22 protein-coding genes are annotated in these 25,081 nt (G+C 31.9%); 12 read left to right on the forward strand and 10 right to left on the reverse strand.

Annotated elements, in window-relative coordinates; genetic code table 11:
* Window positions 1–114: 114 nt before the first annotated feature.
* The 5 genes from BUA46_RS08995 (at window position 115) to BUA46_RS09015 (ending at window position 5,013) form a co-directional block, all read left to right on the forward strand.
* The gene (locus BUA46_RS08995) at window positions 115–1,122 is read left to right on the forward strand and encodes a glycosyltransferase family 2 protein (protein WP_019386595.1); all 1,008 of its coding nucleotides are present in this window, start codon (window positions 115–117) and stop codon (window positions 1,120–1,122) included.
* Window positions 1,122–2,078, forward strand: a complete 957-nt coding sequence (locus tag BUA46_RS09000) for a YbbR-like domain-containing protein (RefSeq protein ID WP_019386594.1) — start codon at window positions 1,122–1,124, stop codon at window positions 2,076–2,078. The genes BUA46_RS08995 and BUA46_RS09000 overlap by 1 nt, the downstream gene beginning before the upstream one ends.
* Window positions 2,075–2,674 (forward strand): dephospho-CoA kinase, encoded by a 600-nt coding sequence (gene coaE, locus BUA46_RS09005; RefSeq protein ID WP_019386593.1) that lies wholly within the window; start codon window positions 2,075–2,077, stop codon window positions 2,672–2,674. Before BUA46_RS09000 ends, coaE begins: the two co-directional genes overlap by 4 nt.
* Window positions 2,675–2,773: 99 nt before the next feature.
* On the forward strand, window positions 2,774–4,306 hold the full coding sequence (locus BUA46_RS09010) for a sensor histidine kinase (RefSeq protein WP_019386592.1): 1,533 nt from the start codon (window positions 2,774–2,776) through the stop codon (window positions 4,304–4,306).
* Window positions 4,307–4,308: 2 nt separating this feature from the next.
* Complete coding sequence (locus BUA46_RS09015; RefSeq protein ID WP_019386591.1) at window positions 4,309–5,013, forward strand: response regulator transcription factor; 705 nt, start codon at window positions 4,309–4,311, stop codon at window positions 5,011–5,013.
* A gap of 46 nt (window positions 5,014–5,059) precedes the next feature.
* Here the strand turns inward: BUA46_RS09015 and BUA46_RS09020 are convergent, their stop codons facing one another.
* The 6 genes from BUA46_RS09020 to BUA46_RS09045 are packed head-to-tail and all read right to left on the reverse strand — an operon-like array spanning window position 5,060 to window position 10,844.
* Window positions 5,060–5,581: a hypothetical protein gene (locus tag BUA46_RS09020; protein WP_019386590.1), complete on the reverse strand. Its 522-nt coding sequence runs from the start codon at window positions 5,579–5,581 to the stop codon at window positions 5,060–5,062.
* A gap of 36 nt (window positions 5,582–5,617) precedes the next feature.
* Window positions 5,618–6,274: an alpha/beta hydrolase gene (locus BUA46_RS09025; RefSeq protein WP_019386589.1), complete on the reverse strand. Its 657-nt coding sequence runs from the start codon at window positions 6,272–6,274 to the stop codon at window positions 5,618–5,620.
* Entirely contained in the window at window positions 6,275–6,616 is a 342-nt protein-coding gene (locus tag BUA46_RS09030) for a hypothetical protein (RefSeq protein WP_019386588.1), read from the reverse strand.
* Between the two features lie 6 nt (window positions 6,617–6,622).
* On the reverse strand, window positions 6,623–7,876 hold the full coding sequence (locus BUA46_RS09035; protein WP_019386587.1) for a dihydroorotase: 1,254 nt from the start codon (window positions 7,874–7,876) through the stop codon (window positions 6,623–6,625).
* Window positions 7,873–9,798 (reverse strand): BatA domain-containing protein, encoded by a 1,926-nt coding sequence (locus BUA46_RS09040; RefSeq protein ID WP_019386586.1) that lies wholly within the window; start codon window positions 9,796–9,798, stop codon window positions 7,873–7,875. The genes BUA46_RS09035 and BUA46_RS09040 overlap by 4 nt, the downstream gene beginning before the upstream one ends.
* A gap of 38 nt (window positions 9,799–9,836) precedes the next feature.
* Window positions 9,837–10,844: a glycosyltransferase family 2 protein gene (locus tag BUA46_RS09045; RefSeq protein WP_019386585.1), complete on the reverse strand. Its 1,008-nt coding sequence runs from the start codon at window positions 10,842–10,844 to the stop codon at window positions 9,837–9,839.
* 87 nt (window positions 10,845–10,931) lie between these two features.
* On the opposite strand from BUA46_RS09045, the gene BUA46_RS09050 reads away from it, so the two are divergent.
* Entirely contained in the window at window positions 10,932–12,821 is a 1,890-nt protein-coding gene (locus BUA46_RS09050) for a M61 family metallopeptidase (protein WP_019386584.1), read from the forward strand.
* Between the two features lie 123 nt (window positions 12,822–12,944).
* Here BUA46_RS09050 and BUA46_RS09055 read toward each other — a convergent pair whose 3' ends face one another.
* The 3 genes from BUA46_RS09055 to BUA46_RS09065 are packed head-to-tail and all read right to left on the reverse strand — an operon-like array spanning window position 12,945 to window position 16,921.
* Window positions 12,945–13,703, reverse strand: a complete 759-nt coding sequence (locus tag BUA46_RS09055; protein ID WP_019386583.1) for a TIGR02757 family protein — start codon at window positions 13,701–13,703, stop codon at window positions 12,945–12,947.
* Window positions 13,704–13,712: 9 nt separating this feature from the next.
* Window positions 13,713–14,378: an ABC transporter ATP-binding protein gene (locus tag BUA46_RS09060; protein ID WP_019386582.1), complete on the reverse strand. Its 666-nt coding sequence runs from the start codon at window positions 14,376–14,378 to the stop codon at window positions 13,713–13,715.
* Window positions 14,379–14,428: 50 nt separating this feature from the next.
* Entirely contained in the window at window positions 14,429–16,921 is a 2,493-nt protein-coding gene (locus BUA46_RS09065) for a DUF5916 domain-containing protein (RefSeq protein WP_019386581.1), read from the reverse strand.
* Between the two features lie 176 nt (window positions 16,922–17,097).
* Between BUA46_RS09065 and folE the strand changes: the two genes are divergently transcribed.
* From folE to BUA46_RS09090, 5 genes are all read left to right on the forward strand, one after another.
* A complete protein-coding gene (gene folE / locus BUA46_RS09070) occupies window positions 17,098–17,685 on the forward strand; it encodes a GTP cyclohydrolase I FolE (RefSeq protein WP_019386580.1) in 588 nt (195 codons plus the stop codon).
* A gap of 41 nt (window positions 17,686–17,726) precedes the next feature.
* The gene (locus BUA46_RS09075) at window positions 17,727–17,996 is read left to right on the forward strand and encodes a hypothetical protein (RefSeq protein ID WP_019386579.1); all 270 of its coding nucleotides are present in this window, start codon (window positions 17,727–17,729) and stop codon (window positions 17,994–17,996) included.
* Between the two features lie 196 nt (window positions 17,997–18,192).
* Window positions 18,193–19,833: a CTP synthase gene (gene pyrG / locus BUA46_RS09080; protein ID WP_019386578.1), complete on the forward strand. Its 1,641-nt coding sequence runs from the start codon at window positions 18,193–18,195 to the stop codon at window positions 19,831–19,833.
* Window positions 19,834–19,908: 75 nt separating this feature from the next.
* The gene (gene yidC / locus BUA46_RS09085) at window positions 19,909–21,795 is read left to right on the forward strand and encodes a membrane protein insertase YidC (RefSeq protein ID WP_019386577.1); all 1,887 of its coding nucleotides are present in this window, start codon (window positions 19,909–19,911) and stop codon (window positions 21,793–21,795) included.
* A 144-nt stretch (window positions 21,796–21,939) separates the two neighbouring features.
* Window positions 21,940–22,644 (forward strand): toxin-antitoxin system YwqK family antitoxin, encoded by a 705-nt coding sequence (locus BUA46_RS09090; RefSeq protein WP_035105983.1) that lies wholly within the window; start codon window positions 21,940–21,942, stop codon window positions 22,642–22,644.
* Window positions 22,645–22,726: 82 nt separating this feature from the next.
* Here the strand turns inward: BUA46_RS09090 and BUA46_RS09095 are convergent, their stop codons facing one another.
* Window positions 22,727–23,710, reverse strand: a complete 984-nt coding sequence (locus BUA46_RS09095) for a fasciclin domain-containing protein (protein WP_019386575.1) — start codon at window positions 23,708–23,710, stop codon at window positions 22,727–22,729.
* A gap of 177 nt (window positions 23,711–23,887) precedes the next feature.
* On the opposite strand from BUA46_RS09095, the gene mnmA reads away from it, so the two are divergent.
* The gene (gene mnmA, locus BUA46_RS09100; protein WP_019386574.1) at window positions 23,888–25,075 is read left to right on the forward strand and encodes a tRNA 2-thiouridine(34) synthase MnmA; all 1,188 of its coding nucleotides are present in this window, start codon (window positions 23,888–23,890) and stop codon (window positions 25,073–25,075) included.
* Window positions 25,076–25,081: the final 6 nt, after the last annotated feature.

Consider the following 25,081-nt stretch of genomic DNA (forward strand, 5'->3'; position numbering starts at 1 on the left):
CGCCAAAAGCTAACCACTACTATCGCTCTCGCAAGTGTCCGCCAAATAAGAATCTCATCAAAAAGCAACTGTAAGTTTGCCAATAAATGCAACAGGATTAATTACATTTGTATTATGCAATTACAATATTCATTTATAATTCCAGTTTATAACAGGCCTAACGAGATTCAAGAACTTTTGGAAAGTTTTGAAGCTTTACAAGGCGATATATCCTATGAAATTGTAATTGTTGAAGATGGCTCTTCTGAAACATCAAAACAAGTAGTTGATACGTTTAGTAAAAGTTTAAACATTTCCTATTATTTTAAAGAGAATTCAGGCCCTGGAGATTCTCGAAATTATGGCATGAAAAAAGCCAAAGGCAATTATTTTATCATTTTAGATTCAGATTGTATTCTTCCTAAAACCTATTTAGTAGAAGTAAAGAAGAATTTAGAAAAAGAATATGTAGATTGTTTTGGTGGTCCTGATGCTGCCCACGATTCATTTTCGAATCTTCAAAAAGCTATCAACTTTTCAATGACGTCCTTTATTACAACTGGAGGAATTCGAGGAAAAAAGAGCAGTGTAGATAAATTTCAACCCCGAAGTTTCAACATGGGACTTTCAAAAAAAGCATTTAAAGCTTCCAAAGGATTCGGACAAATACATCCAGGAGAAGACCCCGATTTATCGATTCGATTGTGGAATTTAGGATTTAAAACCAAACTTATTCCTGAGGCTTTCGTATATCATAAACGCAGAATTTCTTGGTCTAACTTTTTTAAACAAGTCAATAAATTCGGGATGGTTCGCCCTATTTTAAATAAATGGCATCCTTCAACAAAAAAAATAACCTATTGGTTCCCAACCTTATTTATCCTAGGCTTAATCGTCACAGTAGTTTTAGCTGTTGTCGGATTTAACTTGTTGCTAATAGTTTATGGTTTCTATTTTGTATTGGCATTTATTCTGGCTTTAATAAAAACAAAAAACATAATAGTTTCAATATTGGTAATACCCGCCATTTTAATTCAATTTTTCGGCTACGGCATCGGGTTTTTAAAATCTACCTTCGCGGTTTCATTCTTAAATAAAGATCCTGAAACTCATTTTCCTAAATTATTCTTTAAATTAAAATAATGGAAAAAATAAAAGCAGATATTATAGCATCATTTAAAAATAAAAAGATCAATGTTTTTATTTTATTCTTATTGTCGGCTTTTGTTATCTTATTCTTTACCAAACTATCAAAAGAGTATACCAAAACTATTCCATTTGATATTGAAAAAATAAATGTCCCTCAAGAAAACGTCATTTTAAACGATACTGCCAGTTTAAATATTACCTTAAAAACTCACGGATTCAAATGGCTAAAGTATTATTTCTATTCGCCTAAAATAACTATCGATTTTAGTAAAGATGTATTAAAAAGAGAAGGAGAGTTTGTTTGGAATAAGTCAAAGTCTTACTTAAATAATACACAATTTGATAAGCAAGTGGAGATTTTAAATATAACACCAGACCCGTTGATTTTTAAATACGGTGTAAATAAGGTCAAGAAGGTTCCTGTGGTTCTAAACACAGATATTAGCTTTCATCCAGGATTTGATATGTCTGAAAAATTATTTTCTGAGCCGGATTCAGTAGTTGTTGTTGGTCCTGATTTATTAGTATCAGAAATTAATCAGCTAGAAACAGAGCCATTTAGTTTAGCTGGTGTTAGAGAAGATATACAAGATTTAGTAAAATTAAAGTTACCAGCTAAAACAAAAGATTTGAAATTTTCAGTTGAACAAATCATGCTAAAAGGTAATGTGGAAAAATTCACAGAAGGCACGCTGAAACTTCCGGTTCATGTTATTAATGTGTCTAAAAATGTGAAAATAAAATACTTTCCTAAGGTAATAAACGTTTCTTATTACGTGAGTTTAAGCGACTTCAATTCAGTATCTGCGAAAAATTTTAAAGTGGTTTGCGATTTCGCGAAAACGAATAAGAACCAGTCTTTTTTAATTCCAGAGTTGGTTAAGCAACCAGAAACGGTAAAAAACACAAGATTAGGGTTACAGCGAATTGAATTTATAATTACAAAATGATTATAGTAGGACTTACAGGCGGTATAGGAAGTGGAAAAACAACGGTAGCAAAACAGTTTTCAGCTTTAGGGATTCCTGTTTATATAGCTGATGAGGAAGCGAAACTTTTAATGAATAGATCGAAAATTATTAAAAGAAAACTTACTAAACTATTTGGCGATGATGCTTACACCAGTGGAAAATTGAACAAGCCTTATATTGCTAATATTATATTCAATGATAAATCGTATTTGCATCAATTGAATGCGATTGTGCACCCTAAAGTGGCTAGACATTTTGAAAAATGGGTTTTAAAACAAAAGGCACCTTACGTAATAAAAGAAGTAGCTATTTTATTTGAAAATGGAGGAGATAAATTATGTGATTTTGTAATTACAGTAACAGCTCCTAAAAAAACTAGAATACAACGTTTACTTAAACGCGACAATACTTCAGCAGAAAAGATTGAAGCCATTATGAAAAATCAATGGACAGATGATGAGAAAATAAAACGCTCTCAATTTGTTATTGAAAATATCGAACTTGAATACACAAAAAAGCAAGTTTTAAAGATTCATAATGAAATTCTTAAAAAAGTCAAGAAACGCCAATTTTAACATTTTTGTTAATGTAAGGTTAAAAGACGATAGCGCTAAATGTTAAAATGTTAATTTTGAATGATGAGCAAAAGAATATTCATCCTATTAATAATACTCATGAGTCTATCTCTAGTTGGTATTATCTCTATTCAAGCTTATTATATTAATGATTCAGTTCAAAACGAAAAGGAACGATTTAAGTTTAATGTTGTAAAGGCACTTAATTACGTTTCAAATACGGTTGAGGAAAACGAATCTGAAAAATATTTTTCTAAGTTTTTAAGCTTAGATAGTGAAAAGAAAGTAGATGAAGATGCTGTTTCTCAATTGCTCATTTATCAAAAAAATAATAGCACAAAAGAAACGCTCATTTACAGAAGTAATGTATTGGAGGAAAATTACAAACTTTCTTCTTCGCTCTTTGACATTGGTTTAGATAGCCTAGATATAAAAAATATTACTGCGCAGTCAACTGCCGAAATTTATAATAACGCTGGTATTTCAGAAAAAGATATAAAAAGTCCAATTTCTAAAATTATTAGAAGCGGTACTATTGATGAAGCACAAAGATTGAGTTTTGAAAAGAGTTTTAAAGAAATATCAAAACGTACACCCATTCATAAACGTGTTTCTGGTACAGAAATTAAAAACCTGTTAACAGAAAAACTCAAAAAAGATGGTATTGATATTGATTTTGAATACGCAATTTATAGTAACGATTTAGCAACAAAAGTAAGTAGTAGTAATTTTGAATATAATCCAAAATCGAACTTTAAGGTTCCTATATTTTATGATGAAAACAATCAAACACCATATAGGCTTTTAGTTGATTTCCCAGATGATAAGAAGTTTATACTATCTGGTGTTTTGGAAATGATTTTTTTATCAATATTATTTACATCTATCATCATTATTGCATATTCAAGTGCTCTGTTTCAGTTGGTAAAACAACGTAAAATTTCAGAAATAAAAACTGATTTTATCAATAACATGACGCATGAATTTAAAACACCAATAGCAACTATTAACTTAGCTTTAGATGCCATTAGAAACCCTAAAGTTATTGATGATAAAGAAAAAGTTGTTAGATATTTGGGCATGATAAAAGAAGAAAACAAGCGTATGCATGCGCAAGTTGAAAACGTATTGAGAATATCTAAACTAGAAAAAAATGAGTTAAACATCAGTAAGGATAGAGTGGAACTGCACGACTTAATTGAAGATGCAATTACACATGTAGAGCTTATTGTTGAAGACCGACAAGGATATATTAAAACATTTTTAAATGCTGAACAGTCGTCTGTGTTAGCCAATGAGACGCATTTTACTAATGTTATTGTAAATATTCTGGATAATGCTATAAAATATTCTCCAGAAGCTCCTGAAATTGAGGTGTATACCGAAAATGCAGGAACAAACATATTATTAAAAATCAAAGATCATGGTAGCGGAATGAGTAAAGCAGCTGCCAAACGCGTGTTCGAAAAGTTTTATAGAGAACACACAGGAAATATTCATAATGTAAAAGGCCATGGTTTAGGATTGGCTTACGTTAAACGAATTGTAGAAGACCATCAAGGTCATGTATCAGTAGAATCAGAAAAGGACAAAGGAAGCACGTTCATTATAAAGCTTCCGTTAATATCATAACTATGGAAGAGCATAAAAAAAGAATTTTATTAGTTGAAGACGATCCCAATTTTGGAACCGTTCTTAAGGATTATTTAATGATGAATGATTATGAAGTTACTCATGCTAAAAATGGTATGGAAGGCTTTGAAAAATTTAAGAAAGACGATTTCGATTTGTGCATTCTAGATGTTATGATGCCTTATAAAGATGGTTTTACACTGGCTAAAGAAATTCGAGAAAAAAATACGGATGTGCCTATTATTTTTTTAACTGCTAAAACAATGAAAGAAGATGTTTTAAAAGGTTATAAAGTGGGTGCAGATGATTATTTAAATAAGCCTTTTGATAGTGAGGTACTTTTAATGAAAATTAAAGCCATCATTCAAAGAAAAGCTACAGAAACCATTTCGGATAGTAAACAATTTGAATTTAAAATTGGTCGATTTGATTTAAATTCGAAATTACGATTCTTAAAATTTGATGGTGGTGATCCGGTAAAACTTTCACCAAAGGAAAACGAATTATTACGTTTGTTAGCACTACATGAAAATGATTTAATGCCTCGTGAATTAGCGTTGACTAAAATATGGCGTGATGATAATTATTTTACATCTCGTAGTATGGATGTATATATTGCTAAATTGCGTAAATATTTAAAGCCGGATGATAAAGTTGAAATACTTAATATTCACGGTGAAGGATTTAGACTTGTAGTAAATAGCTAGTAATCTTTACTTAATGATATAAAATCCAGCAGAATGCTGGATTTTTTTATTTATTAAAACTTTCAAAATCGTTTATATCATAGGCATTTTGATAGGATTCTTCGTTAATGGAATTTCCTTCTGAAGAATCGTAATCTACTAAAATCTTCCAAACAGACTCTTCTTTTTTTAATATCACATGAAATTTGCCATAATAAGACTTTTCATTAGCTGTATTAGGATTTCGGGTTAATTTGTAAATACCACGCTCTGATGCTTTTTCGGTGCCACAAATACGCTCTAAAAACCTAAAGGAGATAATCTGCTTAAGACTTTTATCTTGCCAATAGGTTTTGTAAACTTCTATATATTCAGTCTTGTTTTTAATTTTATGGCTATCGCCACTTACACGCGTTAAGTTTTCACAGTGTAAATCTGAAAATAACTGATAATCTAAAGTCTCAAAAGCCTTAGAGAAGTTAGCCCACAAATCATGATTAATAGCTTTTAATAAGTCTTCATTTTGAGAAAATGTACTACTTCCAATAAACAGAAATAGACATAGCAAAAAAGTTTTATTGTATTTCATCTTAACCTTGTTTAAAGGTTTAAGATATAAAATAAATTAGATACGTTTAATTAACCAATCTTTAAACTCATAAAAATTTTGAGGTGCCACACCATGACCCACAGGAAATTCTGAGTATTTATGTTTGATATTCAAACTATCTAATAATGGAGGTGTTAATCTTGCCCAATTTACAGGAATCACTTGGTCTGCACTACCGTGAGAACAATAAAAATCTAAGTTGGTGTAATCTTTGCTTTCAAGGTTTTCTGGTAAAATATCTTTATTAATATAGCCACTAAGCGCTACTATATTTTTTACTTTTTCAGGATAAGTTAAGGCCACTGCATAACTCAAAATGGTTCCTTGACTGAAGCCTAAAAGCGTAACATTGTTATTGTTAACAGGATATGTTGCCAAAGCTTCATTAATAAATGTAGCAATTAAATCTCTAGAAGCTATGGCTTCTTCATTATTACTCCATTTGCCTTTTTCTTCATCAAAATTAATGGCATACCAAGCATTGCCAAAAGGTTGCATGGGGTGTGGGGCTCTTACAGAGATGATAAATAATTCATCAGGTAATTCTGAAGCAAAAGAAAATAAATCGTTTTCATCACTACCATATCCGTGTAGCATGATGAGTAAAGGTGCGTTTTCAGTTAAACTAGATTCACGAACTAAGTGTTGTAAAGAAAGCGATGTGTTTATCATTTATGATCCTAAATTAGCAAAGATTTTTTGAAATAAATTACCTAGCAACGGTACCGGTTGTGATTTTCTTCCTATGGCATTCGATAACCCATAAATTATAAGCGTAAAAAAGAACACGTATACCGATGCTCTTAACATAAAAATATCAAAATTTCTAGTGATTGATAAGTTCACAACAATAAAAGAAAGCCAAAGTCCTAAAGACTGCCTGATGTGAAAACTAGCAAAAGCACTTTTTTTATCTTCTTCATTATTTAAATAATAAGCTACAATGAATCCAATTATTGTAATGTAACTGATGATAGCATTTTTTCTTCCTCTAGAAATATCTTCCTCTGTCATAATCTATCAATTTAATACCGCTTTATTCTTTGCAATAATTCCATAAACTCTACCTTTTAAAGTTTCATTTTCAAAAATGGTGTTTTTAGATTTGGATATGATATTAGATTTTAAAAACTCATATTTCTCATCAGGATTGAAAAGTGATATGTTTGCGGTATTACCTTTCTGTATTGGCGTTTGTTCTAACCCAAATCTTGTTTTACCTTTGGTCAAAACTTCAATTGTTTTCTTTGTGGTAAAGATATTTTGCAAAGCACCAAACGCACTTTCTAAACCAATGGTTCCGTAATTTGCGTGATCAAACTCTATTTTTTTCTCCTCAATATCAATAGGTGAGTGGTCAGTAGTTACCATATCTATAGTGCCATCTTTCACGGCTTCAATTAAAGCCTCGATATCAGTCTGCGTTCTAAGAGGTGGCAATACTTTAAAGTTGGTATTAAAATCGGTTAAAACTTCATCCGTAAAGTAAAGATTATGTATGGCTACACTGCAGCTTACATTAAGTTTCTTCTTTTTAGCTTCGCGTATTAAAGCTACCGATGTTGCAGTAGAAATTGTTGGTATATGTAATTTACCGCCTGTATATTCAAGCAAAAATAAATCTCGTGCAACTTGCAATTCTTCCGCTAGTGCAGGAATACCTTTAAGACCTTGTTTTGTGCTTGTTACATTTTCATTCATAACACCATGTCCTGCTATTTTATTTTCCTGTGGGAAAGAGCATACCAAACCATCAAAATTACTAGCATATTGCAACGCAATTTTCATTAAGTTTGGATTAGAAATAGGTTTTTTATAATCGTAAAAGGCTACGGCGCCTGCAGAACGCATATCGAATAGTTCTGCTAAATACTCACTTTTACTCCCTATGGTTAGGGCTCCAATTGGTAAAAGTTCAACAGCATTTTTATTTGCTTTTGATTTTAGAAAAGTAATATCAGAATTCGAATCAATTACCGGATTTGTATTCGAATTAACTGCAACTGCCGTAAAACCAGAGTGAGCAGCCGTTTTTAATCCGTTTTCAATGGTTTCACGTTCTTCATATCCAGGTTCTCCAAAACTTACACTACTATCAAACCAACCTTGAGAAATATGTAGATTGTCGCGCTTAATTTCTTTGTAATTATTTGGATTTTTAATGCTTTTGGAAATCTTTGTAATCACACCATTTTCAATTAATACATCTTGAGTTGAATTATGAAACTCGCTTTTGGAATCTATAATTGTGGCAGATTTTATAAGTATGTTCATTTAAAGAATTTTAAGATGAGCATTTCAATAATCAATAACGCTAGTGCAAAAATAACAAACCATTTCCATAGGGCGTTAACTTTTGTATCACTTTTTATAGTATCGAAAACTTCTGTTATAGAATTACTAACTGTTACTTGTTCTAGAGCAGAAAGGTCTTTGTAAGCTAATTGACTTTCATTTCTGCTATAGTTGTAACTCACATTTTTAATGATTTCGTTTTTGTTTTTTATTTGATATGTTCCCGCAACTGAAGGGTCTTCTAAAGTATTTATGACCACCTTATTGTTGAAATATTGCTGTTTTGGTATCATGCTAATGTCTTCTTTAACTAAAGAAAGCACTGCATCTTGTTGCATTTTTGTATCTACATCAAAAGCGTTTTCTTTACCTATGATGTAATAAAGTTCAGGTATTTTAAAGCTTTGTTTGGCAATATTATAAAGGGTTGGTACTATTAACGGTGAAATTTTAAAGCTAGAATTAACTTGATTTATTGAAGCCGTAAATAAGTAAACATTCTGTCTTTGACCTAAAAAGAGCTTCTCATCTTCAAACTGTAAAACGGCAGATAAGTTTTTTGAGGCTAAAGTATAAAAACTATTCACCTTGGGGTATTGAAAGTTTTTAACTTGTTTTTCAAAAACACCATTATTATAAAGCGGATGTGCATAATTTATACTCGTTATTCTTTTTTCAGAATTAACTATTTCATTAAAACTTAGATCATAATTGGTTAAAAACGTATTGTAAGATTCGTTATTGTTTTTTATAGAAGGTACAATAACTAGGTTACCACCTTGACGAGTAAACTGCTTTAATGCCGCGTTTAAGGCTAAAGGAATACTTTTCAATTCATTTAAAATAATGAGGTGTTGACTATCAATAAGATTGTAATTTAATGTATTTAGTTGTGTCGAAACATAATTAAATTCTGTTATGCTATAAATACGTTTTAGGTATGAATCATCAGCATCATTAATACTTAAAACATTAATTTTTGAGGCTTCATTGATATTAAAATAAAGCGTATTATCAAACTGTAAACTGGCGTCATTAATTGTAATTTTACCGTTAATCACATCATGGTTTGGTAAGGTAAAAATGGTTTCTGATTTTTGCTCAATTTCTAATGATGTCTTTGCAATTAATTTATCATTATTAAACAAAGAAACTGGTAAGTTTTCAACTGAAACTCCGCTATTTTTTAACACTACTTTTAGCTCTAATAAGTCTGGATTAACTTTGGAAATAAAAACACTATCAATAGCAATGTTATTTTTATTGAGAGGGTTTAATTTTACAAAATTGATGTTAGTTGTTGAATCCGATAGAATATTTAAATTTGTGTTATCTTCTTGAAAATCAGAAATTAATATTACATTATTTAATGTATTAGTTTTATTTGATAAAAAGCTTTTGCATTTTAAATATGCCGCTTGCTTACTTAAAACGCTTGATGTGTAATTAAGCGTAAGTAACTCGTTTTTTATAGCTTTTATGCTGGTTTTTTTGAAAACTTTATCATTTGTAATCAATGTAATATTTTCGTTCTCTGATACGTTCGCAATCACATCTTGAATGGCCCGTTTAAACAGCTCACCTTGGTTGCCTTTGGTTTGCATACTGAACGAATTATCTAGATATATTACAGTTTCTTTTTCTTTCTTAAAACTGGTTGTTTTCGAAGTGAATGGTTGCGCAAATGCAAACACTAATGCTGCTAATAAAAACAAGCGGGTCAATAACACTAACCATTTTTTTATTTGCGAACTTTTACGTGTTTGCCAAGTAGCTTCTTTTAGAAAAGCGACATTTGTAAAATAAACTTTTTGGAACTTACGAAGTTGAAATAAATGAACAATAATAGGAATAAGCAGTAAAAATAAAGCGTAAAGAATTTCTGGGTGTTTAAACTGCATGGTTTATTCGATTGAGCAAATCTAGATAATTTTTTTCATTAACAAAAGAAAACATAATCCTCAATAGAGTTCAAATTTAATTTTAACAAATAATTCTTTATTTCTTGTTGTGACTTCTTGTTTGCCACTGTAATAATACTTTGTGCATTGTTAATGGTCTCTAAATAATCAAATGGCTTTAATATGTTGCCATAAATATCACGTCCAATTTTATTCGGGTTATCGCAAATCCACTCAAAAGGGATCTGCTTTTTAATCAGTGTTTTGGCAATAAATTTACCTTTGTTTCCAGCGCCCCAAATCACAAGTTTTTTCTCAGGATTATAGTCTAATTCTAAAAAGTAATCGAGTTTTAAGGGTATGAAATGATTTTCTGCATAATGTTCGTTAGTTCTTGAAGTTCGGTAACTATAATCTCGCCAATCGTGTAGAATGTCGTTACTAGGAATACAGGTATATTGATGTTTATAAAACCGAAAAGCTAAATCGTAATCTTCAGGATATCGTTTAGGATTAAAGGCATTACAAGCCATCAAGTCACTTCTGTGAATCATCCAGCAAGGTGAAGGGATGACACATTCTTTATAAATTTCAGAATAATTATTTCCTTTTTCTGTGAGCTCGTTCAACCAAATCTCATAATTTTTATAGCCTTCTTTAATGCCTTTTTCAGAAAAATAATTAACCTTACCAACGGCTAGGTGTCCTTTGCCATGAATTAATAGGTTTTTAGATAATATTTCCAATTTATTTAATCGCATAACATCATCACTATCCATTCTGGTGATGAATTCGCCAGAACTTTGATTAAAAGCCATCTTTAAAGCATCAATAATACCTTGTCCGCTGTTTTTCAAAAGCTTAATTCGGTCATCTTGTTTGGCGAAATTTTCAACAATAGAATAACTCATATCAGTTGAATGATCATCAACAATAACTAACTCCCAATTGGTATAAGTTTGATTAATAATTGAGGTTAAGCAGTCGGCAATAAATTCCTCGGTATTTTTAAATGGAACTAGAATGCTAATTAAAGGTCTTTGCATATTGCGAATTTAACAAAACCTTAAGAAAGTACCCCGTAACATTGTGGTAATTTGGGCGTCAATTAAAAAACTATAAAAATCAAATTAATGAATACTAAAACACTATTTGCGTTATTTGTTGGAGTTGTGTTAGTTAGTTGTGGTACTACTAAGAATGTAAGCAACGATTTAGCGACGAGTTTACCCATTGAAACATCAATTAATCTTTCTAATATTGTTGATGATAAAGCACCAGTAACTATTAATCCAGGTCGTTTTACAACAGAAACTGTGACTTACAGATTGCCAAGAGTAGTACAAGGCACATATTCAGTAAGTGATTTTGGGAAATATGTAGACGATTTTAAGGCTATAGATTACGCTGGCAATGAATTACCTGTAAACAAAGTTGATACCAATTCTTGGACCATTACCAACGCTAAAGAATTAGACAAAATTACTTACTACGTAAACGATACTTACGATATTGAAACTAGTGGTGGTATTGGGAAAGACACGCCTTTTTCTCCTTCAGGAACAAACATAGAACCTAATAACTATGTGTTAAACTTACATGGTTTTATAGGGTATTTTGATTCATTAAAAAACAATCAGTATAAATTAGATGTTACGGCTTCAACAGATTTTATTAGAACATCTGCGTTACAAAATGTGAGTTCTAAAGTTAGTGAAGTTGGAAAAACCACCACAACTAGTTACTTCGCACCTAGGTATTTTGATATAACTGATAACCCAATGATGTATGGGAATTTAGATGTTGAAGAATTTCAGGTAGGCGATATTAAAATTGTTCTAAGTGTGTATTCTCCAAACAAAGTACATTCAGCTAAATCTCTTAAAGATGTAGTTTTTAAAATGATGAAAGCTCAAAAAGCATACTTAGGGGATATCAACTCTACACCTCGATACGATATCTATTTATATCTTTCTGAAGGAAAAGAAGACTCTCCAAAAGGGTTCGGAGCCTTAGAACATCATACTTCAACAGTAGTAGTATTGCCAGAATCTATGAATGATGACGCTATTGCAGAAGCCATGATCGACGTTGTTTCTCATGAATTTTTCCATATTGTTACTCCATTAAGTGTGCACTCTGAAGATGTACACTATTTTGATTATAACAATCCTACGTTTTCAAAACATTTATGGATGTACGAGGGCGTTACAGAGTATTTTGCAACCTTATTTCAAGTAGATCAGGGTCTTGTTGAAGAGAAAGATTTCTATAACAAAATAATGGAAAAAATAGAAAGTTCTAAGCGTTATAATGATGCTATGAGTTTTACCATTATGAGTGAAAACATCTTAAAAGATCCTTATAAAGATCAATACATAAATGTGTATCAAAAAGGAGCTTTAATAGGAATGTGCGTTGATATTTTAATGCGCGAAGGAAGTAATGGAAACAGAGGCATCCTTTCATTAATGAAAGAGTTATCAAACAAATATGGGAAGAACAAGCCTTTTGAAGACGATAAGTTAATCGAGGAGATTACAGCAATGACTTACCCATCGGTTGGCGAATTTTTAAACACGCACGTTGTGGGTGATATTCCAATTAATTACAATGAGTTTTTCGCAAAAGTAGGATTAGAAATTGCCGAAGATTTAATAGAAGCTAATTACATTATCATTAACGGTGCGCCAATAGTTAGTGGCGACCCAACAATAGGCGTATTTTTTATAGATAGTGTTTTAGAAAATAGTTTCTGGAAAGAGCAAGGTGCAATGCCAAACGATGTTATTAAGTCGGTTGATGGAGCAGAGGTTACATTACAAAATGCCAATAAAGTTTTAGGTGAAGTGTTTAGCTGGAAACCTGGAAGAGATGTAGAGGTTGTTTTAGAACGCGATGGCGAGGAAGTTGTGATTAAAACTACGACAACACAAGGTTATACAAAAGGAAAAGCTTTAAAAGTAAAAGAAAACGCTACTGATGCACAGCATAAGCTTCGTGAAGCATGGTTAAAAGGCTAAATAAATTAGCACTTTCATAATTATATAAACGATTGATGGACTTATAAGTTTGTCGATCGTTTTTTTTATAAGTGTTATAGGAAGTTATTTTTGGTATCTCTACTGTTTTATCTTCTTAAACAATCAGAATCCTTCAAAAACTCCAAGTCCGAATAAGGCGAAATCATATTTTACAGGGTCTTTAGGGTCTAGTTTCCTTAGAGCATGATCTAGTTCAAAAAGGGCTTTCGCATCATTTTGTTTTCGTTTAAGTAATCCCAATTTTCTAGCAACGTTTCCAGAATGCACATCTAATGGACATGAAAGTTGGCTGGGAGCGATGCTTTTCCAAATACCAAAATCTACACCAGTATTATCATCTCGTACCATCCATCGTAAAAACATATTAATACGTTTGGCGGCAGAATTTTTTAACGGATCGCTAATATGTTTCTCTGTTCGAGGTAAATGGTCAATCTCAAAAAAAATACTTTTAAAATTTGAAATAGATTCTTGAAGTGTATCACTTTCAGAAGTAAAAACAGATTCTAAACCTCCATGATTATTGTAGATATGTTGTAAGGATTTTATAAACTGAATACAATCATGGCCATTAAACGTACGATGTACAAATGGCTCTAACTTTTCTAAATCGTTCACTTCATGATTCATCACAAAATCATAAGGAGAGTGGTCTAACAATTCCATTAATTTATTGGCATTGTTTATAATACTTTTTCGGTTTCCCCAAGCAATGGTTGCGGTTAGAAATCCTGAAATCTCAATATCTTCTTTAATGCTAAATTGATGAGGAATTTGAATAGGATCGCTTTCAATAAAATTTGGGTTATTATATTGAATTACTTTAGCGTTTAGAAAGTCTTTGAGTTCTGCTTTTCTCAAAACAAGCTATTAATTATCTACTATTAGTCCGTCAACCATAGTGAGTTTTCTATCGGCCATATCTGCTAAATCTTCATTATGTGTAACGATAACGAAGGTTTGTCCAAACTCATCTCTTAATTTAAAAAATAAGTTGTGTAAATTTTCAGCAGATTCGCTATCTAAATTACCCGAAGGTTCATCTGCAAATATCAAATCCGGATTATTAATTAATGCTCTAGCAACGGCAACGCGTTGTTGTTCGCCACCAGAGAGCTCATTTGGTTTATGATTGTAGCGATGCGATAACCCTAAAAAATCTAAAAGTTCTTTGGCTCGTTTTTCGGCATCAGATTTTTTTGTTCCTTTTATAAAAGCGGGTAAACAAACATTTTCTATGGCAGTAAACTCAGGTAATAATTGATGGAATTGAAAAATAAACCCAAGATGTTCATTTCTGAATTTAGCTAAGGTTTTATCTTTAAGGGTATTTATATTGGTGTTATTAATTACTAACTCAAAATCTTCATTTGTAGAAGCTTGATCTAAAGTTCCAAGAATGTGAAGTAGTGTTGTTTTTCCTGCACCAGAAGCACCAACAATCGAAACAATTTCGCCTTTTTTAATGGCAATATTTACACCTTTTAATACTTGTAAATTGCCGTAATATTTATGAATGTTTTTTGCTTGAATCATGTGTAAAAAATTCCAGCTGTGAATTTACTACTTTATACTGTGATGAACAATTAAGAACTGTTTTTGTTGCTGAAAACGTTTTTTATGTCATTATAGTCAATAAAATAAACTAATCGTAATGAAAAAGTATTTCGTTTTTCTTGGTCGAATAAACTATTCAAACTTTTAAAATAAGGATCTCTTGATTCATTGGATAAATTAAAAATTTGATTTCTATATAATGCTGTTAATTGGCTCCCGGGCGCAAATTGCCAAGTGTAGCTAAAATCTAAATTCCAAGTATTAAAATTGGCATCAGGGTTAAAGTCGGCGTCGTTACCAATAGTTGTTTTGGTATGTGTGTTAGACACTAAAAGATTACCATTATCTTGTAGGTTATAAACTTTTTCATCATAAGTTACTCGACTTAGATAATTTCTAAAGCTAAGCGTAAGTGCATTGAAAGGATTAAAGTTATAACTTCCAGAAATTCGAACGGTTGTTTCGATTCGATCACGCTGACCAAATATAATTTCATTTTCAACGTTTTGCCCGTTAATAAACCCTCTATCCGCTGTATAATCATCATAAGAATAGCCTAAAACCAAAAGAAATTTATCATTAAACTTAAAACGCGGATTTATGCCATACCATATATTATTAAAGTTATCTCTTTCTTTATCAAAAAATCTGGCGTATCCAACATTAGCATCTATAGCAAAAAAGTTATTATAATTTGAAGAAAACCATACATTGGTTTGTGCATAATTTTTAGTTATAAAGTAGCTGTCAAACCCGTTTCTAGGTTCAAAATAATCATAACGTTTATTAATGTTCCAATTACCATTAATACCAAAACCATGTAGTTTTTTATTAGTAGCATTAATATTAAAGCCTACGTTAGCTCCAGTAAAGTTATTCGGGTTTGCTAATTGGTTGTAGTTAAACCAAACACCTGTATAGAAGTTATTTAGCTTTTTTGTTGGCTCGAAAATTCGGTAAGATACTTCTGCATTATAATTACTATAATTATTTCTAAATAATATGCCTAAATCATTTATATCATAATTTTCATCGGCATAATTATAAACAAAACTATATCTTACTTTACCACTGTTCTTTCCAACACCAGCTTTAGCGCTATAACCGTTGTCTTTGTTGGCAACATCATTAAAGGTGCTCATTTTAATTTCGCCAATGGCGCCATAGGTGTTTTTCTTATTCACCAAATCAAGCAATAAACCTGTAACATTGGCATCTCTAAATTCGCCATTTCTAGTCACGTTGGTATTAATAAGTGTTACTGATGAGTTTTTATTAAACTGTTGGTCTAAGACCATAATATTATAGTTTGCTAAAGGTTCGGCTACAGCATTTCTTTTCGATTTAATAATTGTCTCTTCGGGTGTGTTTTCGTTTATGACTTCGGATTTTTCAATGGTTACTTCGGTTTTTTCAGTTATAGCATTAAAAAAACCTATGCCCAAACCATTTTTAGTTCTACCAGATATTTTTACGGCATTAAGTAACTGTACTTTATCAGGATAATTGGTAATTTCTTCATCATCATCAGTAGAAGGTCTACTTATAGGTCTACTACCAACTCGCCTTGTATAAAATAAATCTCCTTTATTAAATAAGTCTACACCTTCTGTGAAAAACTGACGTTGTTCACTAAATTGTTGTTCGAAAGGGCCAAGATTAAGAATCACATTATCAAATCCTGCTTGACTAAAATCTGGTATTAAAGTAGCATCTAAAGTAATATTCTCGGTAATACCATATTTGAGATCTAAACCAGCAGCAAAATCAGTATCCGTTTCGCCATCAAATGTACTTACCAAGGCTGAAGAATAGGGGTAGAAACTTAATCTTGTAGGAGGTTTTATGTCTTTTAGTCCTTCTAATTCAGCATTATAAAGTCCGAAATTACCTTTTGTGACATCAATAGGATTCCATGTAAATTGAGACCTGGTTTTTCTGTAATGTCTATGGAATTGAATCCCCCAAGTTGGGTCGTCTTGCTGGGTAAAGCGAAGAGCTCTATAAGGTATTTTCACTTCTAAAATCCAACCGTTATCTACAACCTTAACGGCACTTTCCCAAACTGCATTCCATCCAAAATCTTCACCATTGCTAGGACTTTCAACAGCATCAGCTTGCGTGCCTGTACTGAAAACAAAAAATTCGGTATTGTTTTGAGCGTCGTTATTTGGATTAAAGATTATACCAAAAAAATCCGACTGTCCAAAGTTATCTCGCTGGGTAAACTGGCGCATGATATCTTCTGGGTTATCATATAAATAAGCCGAAATATAAATGGCATTATCATCATAACACATTTTCACTTCGGTGCGCTTTTCTTTTGTAGGTGATTTTCCAACGTCTGGTCTAAATTGAATAAAATCAGTAGCAACTTGCAATTTGGACCAAAGACTTTCGTCAAGAACACCGTCAATATTTGGCGCAGTTTCAGTTCGAGTTATTTGATATGTTTTTTTTGATTGAGCTTCTACTTTTAATAAAAAGCAGAGTAGCATTAAAATGAATATTGATTGTTTCATTATTTTGATTGATTGATTGATGATGCGTTATTAGTCTGATAACTATAACAAAACTAATTTTGTTATCTTTTATTATTCATAATAAAAAGTTAAAAAATTGAATACGCGAATTAGATTATCAGTAGAAAATGTAATTTTTAGCTACCTTTAGTTTTATTTTTTGACAAACACGCATTATGGCATACAAAAGCTTTGAAGAATACAATATGAAAATAACTGATGATGTTAAATCTAGATATGAAGACATCATAAAAGACTTAGGAGAAGATACAACAAGAGACGGACTTGTTAAAACACCGGAACGAGCTGCAAAAGCGATGCAGTTTTTAACACAAGGCTACGACCAAGACCCTGTTGAAATTTTAAAAGAAGCCATGTTTAAAGAATCTTACAATGAAATGGTTATTGTTAAAGATATTGAGTTGTATTCGCTTTGTGAGCATCATATTTTACCCTTTTTCGGGAAAGCTCATATCGCCTATATTCCAAATGGGCAGATTGTTGGATTAAGTAAACTTCCGCGGATAGTTGATGTTTTTGCGCGTCGATTGCAAGTTCAAGAACGATTAACCGAACAAATTTTAGATTGTATAAATGATACATTAAAACCACAAGGTGTTGCGGTTGTTATTGAAGCTTCGCATATGTGTATGATGATGCGCGGTGTACAAAAACAAAACTCAATCACAACAACATCTGGTTTTAGAGGACAATTTGAAAAAATTGAAACCAGAAATGAATTTTTAAAGCTTATAGGAAAATAAAACTGGTATGTTATTTGTTATATATCTATTAAAAAATAACTATGAATTTAGAAAACTTAAGTAAAAATAAAAAGCTTGCATTAAGTATTGTGTTTGATGCTATTGGAATGTTAACGGTATTCGATATTATTTGGGCACCAGCTTCAGGATATTTAATGAGCAAAATGTATAAAGGTACTAAAGGTAAAATTGCTGGAGTCGTGTCGTTTATAGAAGAAATTATACCTGGACTTGATATTATTCCAACCTTTACTATTATGTGGTTTTTAACCTATGTTTTTCAAAAAAAGGAGCAGGTTGTAGAGGTATAACCTTATCACTTTTTTTTTCAGTTAAGGTATAGATAAGTTAAACTTTGTCAACTCATTTTTTTGTATTTAAATTTAATAAAATGAACTCTAAAAACATATCGTTAAAAAGTAGTTTATAAATCCTTTTAAATATCTAAAAACAATTCTCTAATAACTATTTTAATTTTGTAAATTTGCCTGCGTTTATAAGCGCAACATGACAACTACTACAAAATACATATTTGTAACCGGCGGTGTTACATCATCACTAGGAAAAGGAATTATAGCAGCATCTCTTGCTAAATTACTACAAGCTCAAGGCTATAGAGTTACCATTCAAAAATTAGATCCTTACATTAACGTAGATCCCGGAACATTAAACCCTTATGAACATGGTGAATGTTATGTGACAGAAGACGGTGCAGAAACCGATTTGGATTTAGGTCATTATGAGCGTTTTTTAAACCGACCAACTAGTCAAGCCAATAATGTTACTACCGGAAGAATTTATCAAAGCGTTATTGAAAAAGAGCGTAGAGGTGAATTTTTAGGTAAAACGGTTCAAGTAGTACCGCATATTACCGATGAAATTAAAGAACGTGTTCAAATTCTAGGAAATTCTGGTAAGTATGATATTGTAATTACTGAAATTGGAGGAACAGTAGGTGATATTGAATCACTGCCTTATATAGAAGCTGTTCGACAATTACGTTGGGATCTAGGTGAAAATAACGGTATAGTTATTCATTTAACCTTAGTGCCTTATCTTTCTGCGGCAGGTGAACTAAAAACAAAACCGACCCAACACAGTGTTAAAACATTGATGGAAAGTGGAATTCAAGCAGATATATTAGTTTGTAGAACCGAGCATGATTTACCTAAAGAGTTGCGAAGAAAACTAGCACTATTTTGTAACGTAAAAGAAAATGCAGTAATCCAATCTATTGACGCGTCAACTATATATGATGTGCCAAATTTAATGCTTGAAGAAGGGTTAGATAAGGTGGTTCTTGATAAATTGAATTTGAAAAGCACGAAACCAGATATTGAACAATGGAATCTATTTGTACACCGTCATAAAAATCCTAAAACTGAAATCACTATTGGTTTAATCGGAAAGTACGTGGAGCTTCAAGATTCTTATAAATCCATTTTAGAAGCTTTTATTCATGCGGGAGCTGAAAATGAAGTAAAGGTTAATGTAGAATCTGTTCATTCTGAATATATTAATAAAGACAACGCCAAACTTAAATTAGCCCATTTAGATGGTGTTTTAGTTGCTCCAGGTTTTGGAGAGCGCGGAATTGATGGTAAAATAGATGCGGTGCAATATGTGCGAGAAAACAAAGTGCCCTTTTTAGGCATTTGTTTAGGCATGCAAATGGCAGTAATTGAATTTTCTAGAAATGTACTAGGAATTGCTGATGCAGATTCTACCGAAATGAATTTAAATACCAAAAATCCAGTTATTGGATTAATGGAAGACCAAAAGAATATTACCGATAAAGGTGGAACTATGCGTTTAGGTGCTTGGGCTTGCGATTTAAAATTGGGTAGTAAAGTAAGAGATATTTATAAGGCCGAAAGTATAACAGAACGTCACAGACACCGATACGAGTTTAATAGTGATTACAAAAAAAGAATTGAGGACGCAGGAATGATTGCTACAGGCTTAAACCCAGATACAGGATTAGTTGAAATTATCGAAATACCAGAACATCCTTGGTTTGTTGGTGTACAATATCACCCAGAATATAAAAGTACTGTTGCTAATCCACATCCACTTTTTGTGGCATTTGTAAAAGCTTCATTGAATTACAAAAGAAAGAAAAACAATGCCACTATGGCACAAAAGTAAAATTGGATAGCTTATTGATAAGCTTGTGTTATTCCTGAATAATTAGGAATAGTTTTAAACGATACGAAATAATAGATGGAAGAAAAGAAATTAGATCTCAATTCGATTATAGGCTTTGTGCTTATTTTTGCAATATTGGCTTATATGCTGTGGCAAAACCAGCCTACACCTGAAGAAATTGAAGCACAGGAAAAAGCTAAACAAGAGCAAGTTGAGGCTGAAAAAAAAGCTGATGTTGGTGAGCAAACACTTGTAACTACAGCCAACGACTATGCAGTTGGAGCCGATGCCGATTCACTTCAAGTAGTTCAGTTAAAAAATAAGTTAGGTGCTTTTGCTTATTCAGCATTACAATCTTCAGATCAAGAAACCGTGGTTGAAAGTGATTTATTAGCACTTAAATTTAATAACAAAGGTGGATATCTTTCAGAAGTTCGATTAAAACAATTTGTAGATTTTGATTCTATTCCTATTTATTTAATCAAAGATAATAATGCCTCTTTTAATATTAATTTCGGCACTACGGATAGTAGAATTTTAAATACTAAAGATTTACCATTTGTACCAACAGTTACTAAAAATGCTGATGTTACAGTGGTTTCTATGAAACTTAAAGTTTCAGAAAATCAATTTTTAGAATATAGATACGAAATAAAAGATAACGATTACATGATCGATTTTGCTATTCGTTCTCAAGGTTTAAGTAACGTTATAAACAGTTCGCAGGCTATAAATTTAGACTGGAAGCTTAAAGGTTACAGACACGCCAAAAGTATTTCATATGAAAATAGATATTCAGATATTCATTATGATTATGAAGACGGAAAAGCAGATTATACAAGAGATGGAGAAGATGTAATTGAAGATGTTACTTGGGTAGGCTATAAGCAACATTTCTTCTCTTCAGTTTTATTAACAGATAATCGTTTTAAAACAGTTAAAGTAAATACTGAGAATCTTGTAAAAGATGAGGCTATTGATACGGTTTACACCAAGCATTTTGCCACAACTATTCCTTTAGAATTGCAAGGTGGAGAATTAAATCAATCGATGGATTGGTATTACGGACCTAGTGATTTTAAGGTATTAAATAAATATGACCGTAATCTAGATGAATTGGTACCATTTGGATGGGGTATTTTTGGTTGGATAAACCGCTATATTTTTATGCCTCTTTTTGGCTTCTTGGGCGGATATATGCCTTACGGAATTGCTATTGTGGTTATGACTATTTTGGTAAAAATCTTATTATCATTTGTGCAGTATAAGCAGTTTTTATCGCAGGCAAAAATGAAAATTTTAAAGCCGGAATTAGATGAAATAAGAGCAAAATATAAAGACAACAAAATGAAAGCGCAACAAGAAACTATGGCGCTTCAAACTAAAGCAGGTGCAAGCCCAATGGCAGGATGTTTACCGGCATTAATTCAATTACCAGTGTTTTATGCTTTATTTCAGTTTTTCCCTTCGGCGTTTGATTTAAGACAAAAATCATTCCTATGGGCAGACGATTTATCATCGTATGATGTTATTGCCAATTTGCCGTTTAACATTCCATTTTATGGTAACCATGTTAGTTTGTTTCCAATTTTGGCCTCTATAGCTATTTTCTTTTACATGCGATTAACTACTGGTCAAAATATGCAAGCTCAACCGCAACAAGAAGGTATGCCAGATATGGCAAAAATGATGAAATATATGATGTATTTCTCACCTATCATGATGCTGTTTTTCTTTAACAACTATGCTTCTGGTTTAAGTTTATATTACTTTATTTCAAACCTAATTAGTATTGGAATTATATTAGTGATTAAAAACTTTATTCTTGATGAAGATAAAATTCATGCACAGATCCAAGAGAAGAAAAAGCAGCCTAAAAAAGAGAATCGTTTCCAGAAAAAAATGGCTGAAATGATGGAACAAGCTGAAAAACAAAAGCAAGCGCAAAAGAAACGTAAATAGTATTTATAAACTGATAACGTTTTCAAAATAACATTTAAAACAAAAAGCTGTCAAGTTACAATCTGGCAGCTTTTTTGATATAACAAACTTATAAAACAATCGTTAACGAGGTATAAATTCCGCGAAATCGAAATAATAAAAGAAATGAAGAGGATATTTAGTTTAATAGTTTTAACACTGACTTGTAATTTGGTTCTAGCACAGGATATAAATGCATTTGATGAAAATGGTAAACGTCATGGCTCTTGGAAAAAGAATTTTGATGGCACTAATATTACTAGATATGAAGGACAGTTTTATCATGGTAAAGAAATTGGCTTATTCAAGTTTTATAAAAATTATAAGAATAAAGCCATTTTAACAGCAACAAAACTGTTTAATGAAAATGATAATATCTCAGAAGTTAAATTTTTAGCATCAAACGGACGGATTATTAGTGAAGGTAAAATGAACGGTAAAATTTATATTGGTACTTGGAAATACTATCAAAAAAACTCAGACCAATTATTGACTGTCGAGCATTATAACGATGAAGGCTTATTGAATGGAGAGCGTTTTGTATACTATCCCAACGGTCAGGTAGCAGAAAAGAAAAGTTATATAAACGGTAAATTAAATGGAGTATCTATGTGGTATTCGGTAAAAGGTGTGGTTCTAAAATCTTTTATTTATGAAAATGATGAATTACATGGTGAAGCAAAATTTTATAATCCAAAAGGAGAGTTGGTAACTCAAGGGCAATATAAGCGTGGTAAGAAAGATGGTGTTTGGGAGAATTTTGAAAATGGAAAAATAGTAACAGAAAAAGATTTCAGCTATAAACCTAAATACATAAAAAAAACGCCTTAATTTCTTAAGGCGCCTTTTTCATAGACAATTTTTAGTGGGAATAGACTAAAAGGATGTCTACAATCAACAAACCAAACTAAAATTATTCAGCAGCTGGTAGGATTACACGATCTATAACGTGCACCACACCATTGGTTCCTTGTATGTTTATTAAACTTGTTACGATATTACTTGTTCTCGCGTTGGCATCTGTTAAAGTGAATACCGAAGCATCAGCAGTTATTGCCCCTCCTAAAGTACTTACTTCTCCACTTGCTAATTGGCTAGATTGAACATTGGCATTTACAATGTGGTGTAATAGTACAGCATCTACAGTAGAGGTCTCTAAATCTGTTAACGCATCAATTTCTAATTCCGCTAATAAGGCAGCAAACGCATCGTTTGTAGGCGCAAAAACTGTAAACGGTCCAGCATCTGATGTAGAAACTGTTTGAATGTATGGTACAGTTGGCATTCCTGTATCTGCATAGGCTAACGCTCCAACTAACGTTGATAGCGCAGGATTAGTTGTAGCAAACGTCGCTATAGTAGGTAAATCAATTACCGTATCAATCACATGCACAATTCCGTTTGTAGTGCTAACATCAGCTATAGCTACTGAAGCTCCTCCGTTGAAAGAAACTCCCGAAGTACCATCATAATAGATACTTAATTTCGTTCCGTTTGGTCCGTCAGCTAGTGTGTTTGCATACCCTGTATTATCAATAAGTGCAGAAGATGGAATATTTGCACCGTCAATTACATGGTTCAATAAAATTTGTGTAAGTAACGCATTTGGTACTTCAGATAAGGAATTAAATCCCTTTTCAGCAAGAAAAGCTGAAAACGCGGCATTTGTTGGTGCTAAAACTGTTTTATCCCCTGATGCCGATAAAGCATCAACTAATCCAGCTTGCACTACAGCTTCAACCAATATACTTAAATCACTAACTGACTGTGCAGTTTCAACAATATTAAGTGGTTGTGGTGCAGGAGTACTGTTGTCATCATCATTACTACATGATGTAAAGGCTATCATTAATACAATGATTAAGCTTAACTTTTCTAATAATTTTAAATTTTTCATAGTGTAAGGTTTTATTTTGTTTAACAAATATATAAAATAATTAAACAAACAAACAAGTTTTGTTCAATATATTTTAAAAATAAATAAACAAAACTATTTTGATAAAGTATTTTCGAATAGCTAAAAGCCCTTTAAATGTTACAATATTATGTATCTTTGTACACTAATTTTTAAAGAATGAAACGCGTTATTATTGGGCTTTCTGGTGGTGTAGATTCAAGTGTTGCTGCTTATTTATTAAAGGAGCAAGGTTATGAGGTGATTGGCTTGTTTATGAAAAACTGGCATGATGATTCTGTGACTATTTCCAATGAGTGTCCATGGTTAGACGATAGCAATGATGCTATGTTAGTTGCAGAAAAATTAGGAATCCCTTTTCAAACAGTCGATTTAAGTGAGGAGTATAAAGAGCGTATAGTAGATTATATGTTCCATGAATACGAAAAAGGAAGAACACCAAACCCAGATGTACTATGTAATAGAGAGATTAAGTTTGATGTCTTCATGAAAATAGCATTAGAGCTTGGTGCAGATTACGTTGCTACGGGTCATTATTGCAGAAAAGCTGTTATTGAAAAAGATGGCAGTAAAGTTTATCAACTTTTAGCCGGGGTAGATGGTAATAAAGATCAATCGTATTTTTTGTGTCAATTATCGCAAGAGCAATTATCAAAAGCTTTATTTCCTATAGGTGAGTTAACTAAACCAGAAGTTAGAGAGATAGCTACAAAATTAGATTTGGTAACTGCAGAAAAAAAGGACTCCCAAGGCTTATGCTTTATTGGTAAAGTAAAGTTGCCAGATTTTCTTCAACAACAATTAAAACCTAAAGAAGGAATTATTGTTGAAATTCCAAAAGAGCAAGATATATATAAAGAAGATAGATTGTTATTTGATTCGGAAGAAGAAAAATTAAAACACTTATCTAGAAAAATAAATTATAAAGTTGATTATGGTAAAGTGGTTGGTAAACATCAAGGCGCCCATTATTTTACTAAAGGCCAACGGAAAGGATTATCGGTTGGTGGAACTGTTGAGCCATTATTTGTAATCGATACCGATGTTGAACAAAACGTTATCTATACAGGACAAGGTAAAGAGCATCCTGGATTATACAAAAAAGCGCTTTTCGTTGCTAATGAAGAGTTACATTGGATTCGCGAAGATTTGGCTTTACAAGTTGATCAAACAATGCAAGTAAAAGCGAGAATACGCTATCGTCAACCATTAGCAAAAGCTACTTTGTATAAAGTGGATAGTGGTTTGTATGTTGAATTTGAAGAATTTCAAACAGCAATCACAGAAGGACAATTCGTTGCATGGTATATTGAAAATGAATTAATAGGTTCGGGAGTAATTTCATAACTTAGC

The organism is Algibacter luteus, from assembly GCF_900141715.1.
Lineage (GTDB): Bacteria > Bacteroidota > Bacteroidia > Flavobacteriales > Flavobacteriaceae > Arenitalea > Arenitalea lutea.

What these genes read in the sequence shown, in the direction of transcription:
- BUA46_RS08995 (WP_019386595.1), top strand. Translation starts at nt 115, where the DNA reads ATGCAATTACAATATTCATTTATAATTCCAGTTTATAACAGGCCTAAC.
- BUA46_RS09000 (WP_019386594.1), top strand. Translation starts at nt 1,122, where the DNA reads ATGGAAAAAATAAAAGCAGATATTATAGCATCATTTAAAAATAAAAAG.
- coaE (WP_019386593.1), top strand. Translation starts at nt 2,075, where the DNA reads ATGATTATAGTAGGACTTACAGGCGGTATAGGAAGTGGAAAAACAACG.
- BUA46_RS09010 (WP_019386592.1), top strand. Translation starts at nt 2,774, where the DNA reads ATGAGTCTATCTCTAGTTGGTATTATCTCTATTCAAGCTTATTATATT.
- BUA46_RS09015 (WP_019386591.1), top strand. Translation starts at nt 4,309, where the DNA reads ATGGAAGAGCATAAAAAAAGAATTTTATTAGTTGAAGACGATCCCAAT.
- BUA46_RS09020 (WP_019386590.1), bottom strand. Translation starts at nt 5,581, where the DNA reads ATGAAATACAATAAAACTTTTTTGCTATGTCTATTTCTGTTTATTGGA.
- BUA46_RS09025 (WP_019386589.1), bottom strand. Translation starts at nt 6,274, where the DNA reads ATGATAAACACATCGCTTTCTTTACAACACTTAGTTCGTGAATCTAGT.
- BUA46_RS09030 (WP_019386588.1), bottom strand. Translation starts at nt 6,616, where the DNA reads ATGACAGAGGAAGATATTTCTAGAGGAAGAAAAAATGCTATCATCAGT.
- BUA46_RS09035 (WP_019386587.1), bottom strand. Translation starts at nt 7,876, where the DNA reads ATGAACATACTTATAAAATCTGCCACAATTATAGATTCCAAAAGCGAG.
- BUA46_RS09040 (WP_019386586.1), bottom strand. Translation starts at nt 9,798, where the DNA reads ATGCAGTTTAAACACCCAGAAATTCTTTACGCTTTATTTTTACTGCTT.
- BUA46_RS09045 (WP_019386585.1), bottom strand. Translation starts at nt 10,844, where the DNA reads ATGCAAAGACCTTTAATTAGCATTCTAGTTCCATTTAAAAATACCGAG.
- BUA46_RS09050 (WP_019386584.1), top strand. Translation starts at nt 10,932, where the DNA reads ATGAATACTAAAACACTATTTGCGTTATTTGTTGGAGTTGTGTTAGTT.
- BUA46_RS09060 (WP_019386582.1), bottom strand. Translation starts at nt 14,378, where the DNA reads ATGATTCAAGCAAAAAACATTCATAAATATTACGGCAATTTACAAGTA.
- BUA46_RS09065 (WP_019386581.1), bottom strand. Translation starts at nt 16,921, where the DNA reads ATGAAACAATCAATATTCATTTTAATGCTACTCTGCTTTTTATTAAAA.
- folE (WP_019386580.1), top strand. Translation starts at nt 17,098, where the DNA reads ATGGCATACAAAAGCTTTGAAGAATACAATATGAAAATAACTGATGAT.
- BUA46_RS09075 (WP_019386579.1), top strand. Translation starts at nt 17,727, where the DNA reads ATGAATTTAGAAAACTTAAGTAAAAATAAAAAGCTTGCATTAAGTATT.
- pyrG (WP_019386578.1), top strand. Translation starts at nt 18,193, where the DNA reads ATGACAACTACTACAAAATACATATTTGTAACCGGCGGTGTTACATCA.
- yidC (WP_019386577.1), top strand. Translation starts at nt 19,909, where the DNA reads ATGGAAGAAAAGAAATTAGATCTCAATTCGATTATAGGCTTTGTGCTT.
- BUA46_RS09090 (WP_035105983.1), top strand. Translation starts at nt 21,940, where the DNA reads ATGAAGAGGATATTTAGTTTAATAGTTTTAACACTGACTTGTAATTTG.
- BUA46_RS09095 (WP_019386575.1), bottom strand. Translation starts at nt 23,710, where the DNA reads ATGAAAAATTTAAAATTATTAGAAAAGTTAAGCTTAATCATTGTATTA.
- mnmA (WP_019386574.1), top strand. Translation starts at nt 23,888, where the DNA reads ATGAAACGCGTTATTATTGGGCTTTCTGGTGGTGTAGATTCAAGTGTT.